Source organism: Ruminococcus sp. RTP21484sp1_RTP21281st1_A8_RTP21281_210402, assembly GCF_040914025.1.
In the GTDB taxonomy this organism is placed as follows: domain Bacteria; phylum Bacillota; class Clostridia; order Lachnospirales; family Lachnospiraceae; genus Blautia_A; species Blautia_A faecis.
In genome coordinates, this window is record NZ_JBCPGE010000078.1 from 1 (window position 1) to 11,735 (window position 11,735).

Annotated in this window: 14 protein-coding genes and 1 pseudogene; 10 read left to right on the forward strand and 5 right to left on the reverse strand. The window is 44.2% G+C overall.

The window, feature by feature from the left end; translation table 11 throughout:
- Positions 1-183: 183 nt before the first annotated feature.
- The 4 genes from AB5170_RS21775 to AB5170_RS21790 all read left to right on the forward strand — a co-directional run bounded on the left by AB5170_RS21775 (position 184) and on the right by AB5170_RS21790 (position 4,076).
- Positions 184-441, forward strand: coding sequence for an HPr family phosphocarrier protein (locus AB5170_RS21775; RefSeq protein ID WP_118579528.1), 258 nt, complete (start codon positions 184-186; stop codon positions 439-441).
- Between the two features lie 160 nt (positions 442-601).
- Positions 602-2,251 carry a phosphoenolpyruvate--protein phosphotransferase gene (gene ptsP, locus AB5170_RS21780; RefSeq protein ID WP_368361845.1) on the forward strand — a complete coding sequence of 550 codons (1,650 nt, stop codon included), beginning with the start codon at positions 602-604 and terminating at the stop codon, positions 2,249-2,251.
- Entirely contained in the window at positions 2,245-3,000 is a 756-nt protein-coding gene (locus AB5170_RS21785) for a DeoR/GlpR family DNA-binding transcription regulator (RefSeq protein ID WP_173774156.1), read from the forward strand. Before ptsP ends, AB5170_RS21785 begins: the two co-directional genes overlap by 7 nt.
- A 278-nt stretch (positions 3,001-3,278) precedes the next feature.
- Complete coding sequence (locus AB5170_RS21790) at positions 3,279-4,076, forward strand: HAD family hydrolase (protein ID WP_368361846.1); 798 nt, start codon at positions 3,279-3,281, stop codon at positions 4,074-4,076.
- A gap of 169 nt (positions 4,077-4,245) precedes the next feature.
- Here the strand turns inward: AB5170_RS21790 and AB5170_RS21795 are convergent, their stop codons facing one another.
- Together AB5170_RS21795 and hcp are read right to left on the reverse strand one after the other, a co-directional pair.
- Positions 4,246-4,857, reverse strand: coding sequence for an ATP-binding protein (locus AB5170_RS21795; protein WP_195991486.1), 612 nt, complete (start codon positions 4,855-4,857; stop codon positions 4,246-4,248).
- A gap of 13 nt (positions 4,858-4,870) precedes the next feature.
- A complete protein-coding gene (gene hcp, locus AB5170_RS21800; RefSeq protein WP_226838092.1) occupies positions 4,871-6,466 on the reverse strand; it encodes a hydroxylamine reductase in 1,596 nt (531 codons plus the stop codon).
- Positions 6,467-6,708: 242 nt separating this feature from the next.
- On the opposite strand from hcp, the gene AB5170_RS21805 reads away from it, so the two are divergent.
- Positions 6,709-7,371: a Crp/Fnr family transcriptional regulator gene (locus AB5170_RS21805; protein ID WP_195409816.1), complete on the forward strand. Its 663-nt coding sequence runs from the start codon at positions 6,709-6,711 to the stop codon at positions 7,369-7,371.
- 32 nt (positions 7,372-7,403) lie between these two features.
- Positions 7,404-7,775: a PAS domain-containing protein gene (locus tag AB5170_RS21810; protein ID WP_173719399.1), complete on the forward strand. Its 372-nt coding sequence runs from the start codon at positions 7,404-7,406 to the stop codon at positions 7,773-7,775.
- Between the two features lie 122 nt (positions 7,776-7,897).
- Here the strand turns inward: AB5170_RS21810 and AB5170_RS21815 are convergent, their stop codons facing one another.
- Positions 7,898-8,038, reverse strand: coding sequence for a DUF6783 domain-containing protein (locus AB5170_RS21815; RefSeq protein ID WP_320055026.1), 141 nt, complete (start codon positions 8,036-8,038; stop codon positions 7,898-7,900).
- On the opposite strand from AB5170_RS21815, the pseudogene AB5170_RS21820 reads away from it, so the two are divergent.
- A pseudogene (locus AB5170_RS21820) lies at positions 7,997-8,122 on the forward strand (DUF6783 domain-containing protein); the annotation flags it as partial. The gene AB5170_RS21815 and the pseudogene AB5170_RS21820 overlap by 42 nt on opposite strands.
- Before the next feature lie 79 nt (positions 8,123-8,201).
- Here the strand turns inward: AB5170_RS21820 and AB5170_RS21825 are convergent.
- The gene (locus AB5170_RS21825; RefSeq protein ID WP_118579636.1) at positions 8,202-8,678 is read right to left on the reverse strand and encodes a small multi-drug export protein; all 477 of its coding nucleotides are present in this window, start codon (positions 8,676-8,678) and stop codon (positions 8,202-8,204) included.
- Positions 8,679-8,932: 254 nt separating this feature from the next.
- Between AB5170_RS21825 and AB5170_RS21830 the strand changes: the two genes are divergently transcribed.
- The gene (locus AB5170_RS21830) at positions 8,933-9,151 is read left to right on the forward strand and encodes a cation transporter (protein WP_118579549.1); all 219 of its coding nucleotides are present in this window, start codon (positions 8,933-8,935) and stop codon (positions 9,149-9,151) included.
- On the opposite strand, the gene AB5170_RS21835 is transcribed toward AB5170_RS21830, so the two are convergent.
- Positions 9,146-9,253 carry a DUF6783 domain-containing protein gene (locus AB5170_RS21835; protein WP_368361847.1) on the reverse strand — a complete coding sequence of 36 codons (108 nt, stop codon included), beginning with the start codon at positions 9,251-9,253 and terminating at the stop codon, positions 9,146-9,148. The two genes, AB5170_RS21830 and AB5170_RS21835, sit on opposite strands and share 6 nt — an antisense overlap.
- 141 nt (positions 9,254-9,394) lie before the next feature.
- On the opposite strand from AB5170_RS21835, the gene AB5170_RS21840 reads away from it, so the two are divergent.
- Complete coding sequence (locus tag AB5170_RS21840) at positions 9,395-11,263, forward strand: heavy metal translocating P-type ATPase (RefSeq protein ID WP_368361848.1); 1,869 nt, start codon at positions 9,395-9,397, stop codon at positions 11,261-11,263.
- 22 nt (positions 11,264-11,285) lie between these two features.
- A complete protein-coding gene (locus AB5170_RS21845) occupies positions 11,286-11,657 on the forward strand; it encodes a helix-turn-helix transcriptional regulator (protein ID WP_148461875.1) in 372 nt (123 codons plus the stop codon).
- The last annotated feature ends 78 nt before the right edge of the window (positions 11,658-11,735 follow it).

Sequence of the window (11,735 nt, forward strand, 5' to 3'; positions counted from 1 at the left end):
GGAATGAATGGTAAGCATGCCTGGAAAAGAGATGCAGGTATAATCGTGTTATTGCGAGCAGAGTGAACTGTAATATAATCGTGAACAGTGATTGACACAGAATGTGAAATCCGATATAAAGAAATTAAATAATAAGAAAATCAATAGAGACCAAAGATAAAAAGAAAAATGGAGGAATGAATCATGAGAGAATTTAAGTATGTTGTAACAGACCCGGAAGGAATCCACGCACGTCCAGCAGGAGAGCTTGTAAAAGCAGTAAAGGCTTTTTCTTCTGATATCAAGATCGCAAAGGGCGGCAAGGCTATGAACTGTAAGGCAATCTTCGGAATTATGGGACTTGCAGTAAAGAAAGGCGATGAGGTTACTCTTACATTTGAAGGCGCAGACGAAGACGCTGCATATGAGGCAGTGAGCAAATTCATGCAGGAAACTCTGTAAGACAGGAAGGGGACATACCTGCGGGTATGTCCCTGTTTGTTTGTAAACAGCCTGTCAAAGTGATATTTGCGTGAGTCTTTGGTAAGTATCACGAGAACGGGAAATGCTGTAAGGAGCGTTTGGTCTCCTGTCAGCAGATCAAATAAGTGGGAGAGAAAAAATGCAGATATATAATGGAAAAAGTGTTTTCGGTGGTATTGCCATCGGTAAGATCAGCGTATATCAGAAAAAAGAGCAGCAGGTTAAGCGTGTGAAGATTGATGATCCGGAACAGGAGATGGCGCGCTATGAGAAAGCTAAGGCAGAAGGGATTAAACAGCTTCAGGGACTTTACGATAAGGCCTTGAGAGAAGTCGGGGAAGCCAATGCAGCAATCTTCGAAGTTCATCAGATGATGATGGAGGACGATGGATATAATGAATCTGTAGAGAATATCATTCGCAGCCAGGGCGTAAATGCAGAGTATGCAGTGGCAACTACAGGTGACAATTACGCGCAGATGTTTTCTGTAATGGATGACGATTATATGAGAGAGCGTGCGGCAGATGTTCGTGATATTTCTGAGCGGCTTCTCACCATTTTAAATGGAGAAGAGACAGGGGCTGTAGATGCAGACGAGCCGAAGATCATCGTGGCAGAGGATCTGGCGCCATCAGAGACTGTACAGCTGGATAAGGGTAAAGTTCTTTCTTTTGTTACAGTGAAAGGCTCCTTGAATTCCCATACAGCGATTCTTGCAAGGACCATGGCGATTCCTGCACTTGTAAATACTTCCGTGTCTCTTGAGAGTGAGATGGATGGCAGACTTGGAATTGTAGACGGGGCAAACGGTACATTTTATGTAGATCCGGATGAGGCGACTCTGGCAGAGATGAAGAAGCGCCAGGAAGAAGATCTTTCCAGAAAGCAGCTTCTTTTGACCCTTAAAGGAAAAGAGAACGTTACTCTTGACGGACAGAAAGTAATGCTGTACGCTAATATTGGCAACATCAAGGATCTGGCAACAGTCATTCAGAATGATGCTGGTGGAATCGGTCTTTTCAGAAGTGAGTTTATTTATCTGGAGAAAGAAGATTTCCCAACAGAGGAAGAACAGTTCCAGATTTACAGACAGGTTGCACAGACCATGGCAGGTAAGAGAGTGATTATCCGTACTCTGGATATTGGTGCAGACAAGCAATGCGATTATTTCCACATGGAGCATGAAGAGAATCCGGCACTGGGATGCAGGGCAATCCGTATCTGTCTGACAAGACCGGAGATTTTCAAGACACAGCTTCGTGCTTTATTCCGTGCCAGTGCATTTGGCAAGATCGCAATTATGTATCCTATGATCACCAGCGTACAGGAAGTGCGTAAGATCAAGGGAATCGTAGAGGAAGTGAAAGCGGAGCTTACCGCTCAGGGCGTAGAGTTTGGCAATCCGGAACAGGGAATTATGATTGAGACTCCGGCAGCAGCAATCATCAGTGATGATCTTGCGAAAGAGGTCGATTTCTTCAGCATCGGAACCAACGATCTCAGCCAGTATACTATGGCAATTGATCGTCAGAATCCTCAGCTCGACCTGTTTTTTGATCCTCATCACCCGGCAGTGCTGCGCATGATCTCCCTGGTTGTGGAGAATGCTCATAAGGCTGGTATCTGGGCTGGAATCTGTGGAGAACTTGGTGCTGACCAGTCACTTACAAAAGAGTTTCTGGCAATGGGAGTGGACGAACTTTCTGTTTCACCGGGAAGTATTCTGCCACTGCGCAAGATCATTCTGGAAACCAATGTTACAGATTATAAGGCGGGAAAAGAATGTTAACACAGCAGCGACATGAGATCATTTTGGAGCTTCTGAGAGAGAAAGGAAGTATTACTGTCACAGAAGTGAAGGATCTTTTAGATACATCAGAGTCAACAGTGCGAAGAGATATTACCGCACTGGATAAGGAAGGCAAGCTGGAGAAAGTTTTCGGTGGTGCCGTGGAACTGAAGGAGCGGGTAACTGCATATGAATATTCAGTTGCCGAGAAAATGGGACTGAAGCTGGAAGAGAAGGACCGGATCGCAAAATATGCAGCAGGTCTTATCCAGGATGAGGATTTTGTCTATATTGATGCAGGTACTACTACTGGGGATATCCTGAAGTTTCTTAAGGTTACAAGGGCAGTATTTGTTACCAATGCAGTGGTACATGCCCAGACACTGGCAGGAAGAGGCTTTAAGGTTCTTCTTGTAGGTGGAGAGCTGAAGAGCACTACAGAAGCAGTAATTGGTAATCAGGCTATGAATACGATTCGTGGTTATCATTTTACCAAAGGCTTTTTTGGAACCAATGGACTTACCAGAAAGAGTGGCTGTACTACCCCGGATGCCAATGAAGCGGCAGTTAAAGCAGCTGCCATGGAGCAGTGCAGGGAGTGCTATGTGCTCTGCGATAGTTCAAAGTTTGATAATATCAGTTCTGTGACTTTTGCAGATTTTTACAGATCTACGATAATTACAGACAGGATTCCGTCTGGCTATGAAGATTGTGCCAATATTATAGAAGTACAGAAGGAGCAGAAATAGAACATTTGAGAAGAGAAGTTTAGTTCCGTTTTTTGATAACTTTCCGGAAGGTCTGTGTGGTCTGTTGAAGGCGTGAGAACAAACCATATTATGCAGTTTACAGGAATGATTTTTTAACATACTCTGGATAAAGTGTTCCTTTCATAGTATAATAGTCCACAGGATTTCTGACAGATAAAGGTTGGGAGTTCTGTGGACTTTTTTATGGAATAGAAAATATGTTGAAATCCTCTGTGAGGCAGTAGGTGGATTTTTATTAGAATACGTGAGGTAAAGCTATGATAAAACTGATTGCATCAGATTTGGATGGTACACTTCTGAAAGAAGGCACCATGGATATTAACCCGGAGATTTATGACATTATCCGAAAGCTGAAGGCTAAGGGAATTGTATTTGCAGCTGTCAGTGGCAGAGAATATGACAGTATAGAAAGAGTGTTTGCACCTGTGAAAGATGATATTTATTTTATTGCAGGAAACGGTGGAATCATTTCTTATCAGGGAGAGATTATTGAAAAAATGGCAATTCCTGCCGATATACTCAAAGAGGTTGTGGAGTATGTGAGAGCCCAGGAGGGCGCTTCTTTTATGACAGCAGGTAGTGCCCAGGCATATGTGGAGCGGGCAGACCAGGCTTTCGTGAAGAAACTTCGGGAAGGGTATAAGCTTCATGTAAATGAAGTGGACAATGTATTGAATGTCCCGGAGACTATGACAAAAGTTGCCATGTACAACGAAGAAGTGGATGCAGCTGTAGGAGCAGAGGAAGCGAAGCGGCGTTTTGGAGATAAGATTCAGATCATGGCTTCCGGTGATTACTGGGTGGATTTCGTGGATGTGCATTCCGGAAAAGGAAATGCTCTTCAGAAACTTTGTAACCGTCTTGGAATTACGAAGAGAGAAGAGGTTGTTGCTTTCGGAGATAACTGCAATGATGTGAGCATGCTGCTGGAAGCTGGAAAGAGCTATGCAGTTACTACTGCCCGCGAGGAAGCCAAGCAGGCCGCCAGATACGTACTGGAGAAACCAGGTCCGGACAGCGTACTGAATGTATTAAAAATGATTTTGGAGTTATAAGAGAAAAGAAGAATAAAGAAGAATAAAGAAATGGGAGTACATTCAATTTTGTAATTCCATTGGAGAAATCTTTGATATTGTAGTGGAAGATATGATTCATCAATCAAAGGGATTACAGGGATAAAAAATCCGGGCTGTGTGGAGCAGTCCGGATTTTTGTGGGGCAAAATCAGGCAAGAATCCTTCCATCTGTGGAGATGGTGTACACCTGCCATGGAAGAAATTTTCCGCTGGCTTTCATGGCATTTATGGCTGCATTCTGGATTCCGCCGCAGCATGGAACTTCCATACGCACGATGGTAACACTCTTGATATTGTTCTGACGGATGATTTCGGTGAGCTTTTCGCTGTAATCTACAGAGTCCAGTTTCGGACAGCCGATAAGAGTAATCTTACCTTTGATAAAATCCTGATGGAAGTTAGCGTAAGCATAGGCTGTGCAGTCTGCAGCAATAAGAAGGTCAGCATCGTCAAAATATGGAGCATTGATGGGAACTAACTTAATCTGTACCGGCCACTGTTGAAGCTGGGAGTGTGCTTCCAGCTTTTTCTTATTTTCCAGAACTGCGGTTTCGTCGTAAGCAGCTGCCTCCTTTTCTACAAAAGAAATGGCATTTGTTGGACAGGCAGGGAGGCAGTCGCCCAGACCGTCGCAGTAATCTTCACGAAGCAGTTTTGCTTTACCATCTATAATTCCAATTGCACTTTCGTGGCAAGCGCGGGCACAGAGCCCGCAGCCGTTACATTTTTCTTCATCTATATGAATGATTTTTCTGATCATGAGAGTATCCTCCTTATCCCAACAACGTTTTCAAGTCTTCCTCTGGCGTAGTAATCGCAGCGATCCCAAAGTTTTCTACCAGATAATTGAGCACATTCTGTGATAAAAATGCCGGAAGGGTCGGGCCAAGACGGATGTTTTTGATTCCAAGGTGAAGCAAGGTAAGCAGAATGGAAACTGCTTTCTGCTCATACCAGGAGAGCACCATGGAAAGAGGAAGCTCATTTACCCCACATCCAAATGCTTCTGCAAGAGCGCCCGCAACCTTGATCGCGCCGTAAGCATCGTTGCACTGTCCCATATCCATCAGTCTTGGAAGCCCACCGATGGTTCCAAGGTCCAGATCGTTAAATCTGTATTTTCCACATGCAAGTGTAAGAATTACGGAATCAGAAGGAGACTGCTTTACAAAATCGGTATAGTAATTGCGTCCGCTTCTTGCGCCGTCGCAGCCTGCTACCAGGAAAAAGTGACGGATAGCACCTGCTTTTACAGCATCAATTACCTGATCTGCAACGCCAAGAATGGTTCCATGGGAGAAGCCGGTTGTAACGGAAGTTCCGCCGTTGATTCCGGTAAAATGCTGGTCTTCCTGATATCCGCCAAGCTCCAGGGCACGCTGGATAACTGGTGTGAAATCTTTTTCTTCATTAATGTGAACAGTTCCAGGGAAAGTGACAGTTCCTGTAGTAAATACCCGGTCCATGTAGCTTGGTTTCGGCGGCATCAGGCAGTTTGTGGTAAAAAGAACAGGAGCTGGGAGCTCTGCAAATTCTTTTTGCTGGTTCTGCCATGCAGTACCGAAGTTTCCTTTCAGGTGACTGTACTTTTTCAGTTCCGGATAAGCATGACAGGGAAGCATTTCACCGTGGGTGTAAATATTAATGCCTTTTCCTTCTGTTTGTTCCAGAAGAAGTTTCAGGTCATGGAGGTCGTGACCGGTAATGACGATGAATGGGCCTTTTTCCACAGTAAGAGGTACTGTAACAGGAGCTGGTGTGCCGTAAGTGGCAGTGTTAGCGCGGTCAAGAAGCTCCATGCAGGAAAGATTGTATTTACCTGTTTCCATTACAATAGGAAGAAGCAGGTCCATATCCCAGTCCTCGCCCAGTGCAAAAAGTGCTTTTGCGAAAAATTCGTTTACTTCTGTGTCAGTATATCCAAGTGTCATTGCATGGTAGGCATAAGCCGCCATTCCGCGGATTCCAAAGAGAATCAGAGATTTCAGGGAGCGGATGTCTTCCTGGGCGTTCCAGAGAAGCTTCATATCGTAGTCGTCGTTATGTCCGCAAGGGGAAGCGCAGCCGCCACAGTCTGGGCGAAGCCGGGCTTTTTCCTGGTGGATGCGGTCTGTGATTTCTGCGATGGCTTTGTCATCGAAGCTTACGTTGGTAAGGGTAGCAAACAGACCTTCCACCATCAGTTTCCATGTGGTTTCTGCAAGTGGTGTATTCTCATCTGCTGCATGGGAGAGTCCGATGAGAGCTCCGGTAAGTTCATCCTGAAGTCTGGCTGTATCAGCGGTTTTTCCACAGACTCCTTTGGCACCTGTACAGCCGGTACATCCGGCAGTTTGTTCACACTGAAAACAAAACATGTTCTGTTCCATAAATAGTTTCCTCCTGAATTTGATCATATTGTTCTATAAGGTATAAGTATTTCGTAAAAATAAGTTGATTGGGTTCTGAATGTTTTGTAATTACGAAAGGAAAAGTAACAGGAAATTCTTTTCGTTTCGCATGAGAAAGTCAGAGATGGATAATTTATTTCTGCCTCCGCCCTTGACTTTGTACGCATACTATAATATAATCCAACAAACAAGTATGTTGTTATAACAACAAAAGGAGAAAAATGAATTATGAATTTCTTTCCAGGACTTTTCTCTTTCAGGGAACAAGTCCAGAAGAAACAAAGCACATGCTTTCCTGTCTGAAAGCCACTCCGCAAAGCTATGCCAAGGGCAGCACGATCTGGCAGGTGGGAGACCAGGTGAAGACAATGGGACTTGTGCTTAACGGCAGTGTTCATATTGAGAACATTGACATGATGGGAAACAAGAGTATTTTGAACCGGATCGCGCCAGGTCAGGTTTTCGGAGAGACATATGCCTGTATTCCAGGGGAAAAGCTGCTCATAGGGGTGACAGCTGCAGAGGACTGCCAGATCCTTTTTCTGGAGGTGGGAAAGATTTTTCGCACCTGTCCGGATACCTGCCCCTGTCACGAGAAACTGATTCATAACATGCTGATGGTTATGGCGAAGAAGAACCTGGAACTTTCCAGAAGAAGCCTTCATACGGCACCGAAATCCATCCGGGGAAGACTGCTTTCCTATTTTTCCCAGGAGATGGTGCAGCAGGGCAGCAGCCGGTTTACGATCCCCTTTAACCGGCAGGAACTGGCTGATTATCTTGGAGTAGATAGAAGTGCGCTTTCCAATGAGCTTGGCAAAATGCGAAAAGAAGGGATTATTGAAGTAAACAGAAACCAGATCCATTATCTGGAGCGTGTTTGAAAAAGGCTTCATAGCAGGAGGGAAAATTTAAAATGAATCTGACACCATATTTTAAAAGTATTATCGATCAGGATGTTGCATCCGTTGTTATCTGCAACCTGAAGCATGAAATTATCTACATGAATCCGAAGGCCGTGGAGAGTTATCATAAATGGGGTGGTGAGGCACTGCTTGGAAAAAGTCTTATGAACTGTCACAATCCGAAGTCAAAGGAAATAATTGAAAAAGTGGTTGCCTGGTTTGAAGAAGATAAGGAGCACAACCGGATCCATACTTTTTATAATGAGAAACAGGCGAAGGACGTATATATGGTAGCCCTGCGTGATGAGGACGGAACTTTGATCGGCTATTATGAGAAGCATGAGTACCGGGCACGGGATGAGGAACCGTATTACAATTTCTGAAGCTAAAAACATGTTACTGCTTACGACCTAACCAGCAGTACGCTTCGCGATGCACAGAAATCATGCATTCGCATGATTTTGCGTCGCAATTTTCGGGTTTTCTGTGAACAGGAACAAAAACATTAATTAAAAAATGGGTGGGAAAAGAAACTAGAGCGTGTTTGAAAAAGGCTTTCTGCAAGATGTGCGTCACAATTTGTGGGAGATTTTGCCCGGATGAGGGCGTCGTAGCGGGCTACGACAACCGAATTCGGGTGAAATATACCGCAAAGTGGGGCGTGCAGATTGCAGGAATGATTTTTCAAACAGGCTCTAAGACGAGCGAAAACGACAGAGGCTGGTTTTAGTTTCTTTTAAGGCATAAAAAAAGTATATGAGTTTATTCGTAATCAGATAAACTTCATATACTTTTTGTTTGTAATCCTGTCAGCTGAATACTGCAAATAATGCCCCAAAAAGTCCTGCACTTGCAGCGCCCATGATAAGACCAGCCAGAATGACACCAAGCATTACAGCCAGAACACTGGACTTAAAGTCCATGTCCAGAAGGCTGGCAGCCAGGGTTCCGGTCCAGGCACCTGTGCCGGGAAGAGGAATTCCTACGAAGAGCAGAAGCGCTACGAATAATCCGCGGCCGGCCTTTGCCTGAAGGGCCTTTCCTCCTTTTTCGCCTTTCTCAAGACAGAAGGTAAAGAAGCGCCCGATCACCGGTTTATCCTTGCCCCACTCCAGAACCTTGCGGGCGAAGAAATAGATAAAAGGTACTGGAAGCATGTTTCCGATAATGGCGATAATGTACGCCGGAACCAGCGGAATTCCGAAGCCTACAGCATATGGGATCGCGCCTCGCAGCTCAATCAGCGGTACCATAGAAATAAGAAAAACGATTAGATAACTTTTCATGTTTAAAATCTCCTCTAATTTCAATCCAATAATATTCGACTTATTATACACGAAAAAAAATGAATTGAACAGGGCAAAAAAAAGAAATTACTATATTAATACAGGAAAAAGAAAGCATTTATGCTAAATCATAGAAAAAGAAAGATTTTATGCCAAACCTATTGACAGAAGTTATTTAAATGCTATAATAAAAACAAACATATGAATAATTGTTCATATGAAAAAGAGAACATTTTCAAAAGGAGACCACTATCATGAAAAAAACTTACAAGATCGATGTTGACTGCGCAAACTGTGCAAACAAGATGGAGGAAGCTGCTAAGAACACTGCTGGTGTTAAGGATGCGACTGTAAACTTCATGACTCTGAAAATGATCGTTGAGTTTGAAGATGGACAGGAGCCGAAGGCTGTTATGCAGGAAGTCCTGAAGAACTGTAAGAAAGTAGAAGACGACTGCGAGATCTTCTTATAAAAACAATGAGGAAAAGCAGTTACTAGAGCGTGTTTGAAAAATGCTTTCTGCAAGATGTACGTCACAATTTGTGGGAGATTGCGGGAATGATTTTTCAAACACGCTCTAGGCACAGAATGAACAGTAGGACAGTGACCGGACTGGATGTATTCTGTTCAGTCACGCAAATGAATTAAGCGAATATGTCGCGTGCCAGCGACATCATTATAATGGAGGCCGTGCCCTCAGGGCATGTGAAAGAATATGAACAAGAAGCAGAAAAAAGTATTGACCAGAATTATTATTGCTTTTGTCCTTTTGGTTTTGCTGCGCTTTCTTCCGGTAGATGGCTTTCTTCGAATGGCACTTTACATGATCCCATATCTGGTAATCGGTTATGATATTCTGAAAAAAGCGTTTAAGGGAATTAGGAACCGTCAGGTATTTGATGAAAACTTTCTGATGGCAGTTGCCACAATTGGTGCCATTGCTCTCGGCGATTATCAGGAAGGCACTGCGGTTATGCTGTTTTACCAGATCGGAGAACTTTTCCAGAGTTATGCCGTTGGAAAGAGCAGAAGAAATATCAGCGAGCTGATGGATATCCGTCCGGATTATGCAAATATCGAGCAGGACGGCAAGCTGGAAAAGGTAGACCCGGACGAGGTAGAGGTTGGAACTATCATTGTGGTTCAGCCAGGAGAGAAGATTCCGATTGACGGAACGATTGAAGACGGAAATTCCACATTAAATACAAGCGCATTGACAGGAGAAAGCCTTCCGCGAGATGCAAAAGTGGGGGATGAGGTCATCAGCGGCTGTATCAACATGACAGGTGTATTGAAAATCCGCACCACAAAGGAATTCGGTGAATCTACGGTTTCCAAGATCCTGGATCTTGTTGAGAACTCCAGCTCCAAGAAATCCAGATCTGAAAACTTTATTTCAAAATTTGCGAAATATTATACCCCGGCAGTTTGCTACAGTGCTCTGGCACTTGCAGTCATTCCGCCTCTTTGCAGAATGCTGTTTATGGGACTTTCTCCGGAATGGGGAGACTGGATCTACCGTGCCCTGACGTTCCTTGTAATCAGCTGTCCATGTGCACTGGTGATCAGTATTCCCCTCAGTTTCTTTGCTGGAATCGGTGGTGCCAGCAATCAGGGCGTTCTGGTAAAAGGCTCCAACTATCTGGAGACACTTTCCCAGACGAAGATTGTTGTTTTTGATAAAACAGGTACTATGACAAAGGGCGTATTCGAGGTCAGCGGAATCCACCATAATGAGATGGAGGATGCAAAGCTTCTGGAATATGCAGCATATGCAGAGTGCTCTTCCTCACACCCCATCAGCAAGAGCCTTCAGAAAGCATATGGCAAGCCAATTGACCGCAGCCGTGTCACAGACATTGAGGAAATCGGTGGAAACGGTGTTATTGCAAAGGTGGACGGTGTGTCTGTAGCTGCCGGCAACGCGAAGCTGATGAACCGTCTTGGTATTGCGTACAAAGAGTGCCATCATGTAGGAACGGTTGTCCATATGGCTGTGGATGGAAAATATGCAGGTCATATCCTGATTTCTGACATTATCAAACCTCATGCCAAAGAGGCAATTGAGAACCTGAAAAAAGCAGGCATTACAAGAACGGTTATGCTCACTGGTGACGGAAAAAAAGTGGCAGAGTCTGTAGCAGCTGACCTTGGAATCGGAGAGGTTCACAGCGAGCTTCTTCCTGCAGATAAGGTTTCCAAGGTGGAAGAGCTTCTTTCAGACAAGTCTGAAAAAGAGAAGCTTGCCTTCGTTGGAGACGGAATCAATGATGCACCGGTTCTTTCAAGAGCGGATATTGGTATTGCAATGGGTGCTCTTGGTTCTGATGCTGCAATCGAGGCGGCTGACGTTGTCCTGATGGACGATGACCCGTTGAAGATTGCAAAAGCTATTCGCATTGCCAAGAAGTGTATGCGAATTGTATATGAAAATATTTATTTTGCAATTGGCGTGAAACTGATCTGCCTGGTACTTGGTGCCCTCGGCATTGCAAACATGTGGATAGCCATTTTTGCAGATGTAGGAGTTATGGTACTGGCAGTGCTCAATGCAATCCGTACTTTGTTTGTGAAAAATCTTTGATGATGATATCGAGGTATTCAGAATGAAAAAAGACATAGATAAAGAAGTGGAAATCTGTGATTGCTGTGAGGTTCATGAAAATCTTCTGCAAATTGTAAACGAGACTATCCCGGAGGAAAACGAGCTGTATGATCTGGCAGAGCTGTTCAAGGTGTTTGGAGATTCTACCAGGATCCGGATCCTGTTTGTACTTTTTGAAGCAGAGGTGTGCGTGTGTGACCTTGCAAAGGCATTGAACATGACTCAGTCAGCTATTTCCCACCAGCTTCGTATCCTGAAACAGAATAAACTGGTAAAAAGCCGCAGGGATGGAAAATCTATATTCTATTCTCTGGCAGATGAGCATGTTCGGACAATCATTGACCAGGGAAGAGAGCATATAGAGGAAGATTAAAGGTGTCAAGCGTTTTTGAAAATGTCCTAAAATAATTGAAGTATTAGCCCCGGCTTTTTGCTGGGGCTTGTTAAATTG

Bases quoted from the DNA above. Each gene is read 5' to 3' on its own strand.
- AB5170_RS21790 (WP_368361846.1), top strand. From the start codon at position 3,279: ATGATAAAACTGATTGCATCAGATTTGGATGGTACACTTCTGAAAGAA.
- ptsP (WP_368361845.1), top strand. From the start codon at position 602: ATGCAGATATATAATGGAAAAAGTGTTTTCGGTGGTATTGCCATCGGT.
- AB5170_RS21785 (WP_173774156.1), top strand. From the start codon at position 2,245: ATGTTAACACAGCAGCGACATGAGATCATTTTGGAGCTTCTGAGAGAG.
- hcp (WP_226838092.1), bottom strand. From the start codon at position 6,466: ATGGAACAGAACATGTTTTGTTTTCAGTGTGAACAAACTGCCGGATGT.
- AB5170_RS21830 (WP_118579549.1), top strand. From the start codon at position 8,933: ATGAAAAAAACTTACAAGATCGATGTTGACTGCGCAAACTGTGCAAAC.
- AB5170_RS21845 (WP_148461875.1), top strand. From the start codon at position 11,286: ATGAAAAAAGACATAGATAAAGAAGTGGAAATCTGTGATTGCTGTGAG.
- AB5170_RS21810 (WP_173719399.1), top strand. From the start codon at position 7,404: ATGAATCTGACACCATATTTTAAAAGTATTATCGATCAGGATGTTGCA.
- AB5170_RS21795 (WP_195991486.1), bottom strand. From the start codon at position 4,857: ATGATCAGAAAAATCATTCATATAGATGAAGAAAAATGTAACGGCTGC.
- AB5170_RS21775 (WP_118579528.1), top strand. From the start codon at position 184: ATGAGAGAATTTAAGTATGTTGTAACAGACCCGGAAGGAATCCACGCA.
- AB5170_RS21840 (WP_368361848.1), top strand. From the start codon at position 9,395: ATGAACAAGAAGCAGAAAAAAGTATTGACCAGAATTATTATTGCTTTT.
- AB5170_RS21825 (WP_118579636.1), bottom strand. From the start codon at position 8,678: ATGAAAAGTTATCTAATCGTTTTTCTTATTTCTATGGTACCGCTGATT.
- AB5170_RS21805 (WP_195409816.1), top strand. From the start codon at position 6,709: ATGAATTATGAATTTCTTTCCAGGACTTTTCTCTTTCAGGGAACAAGT.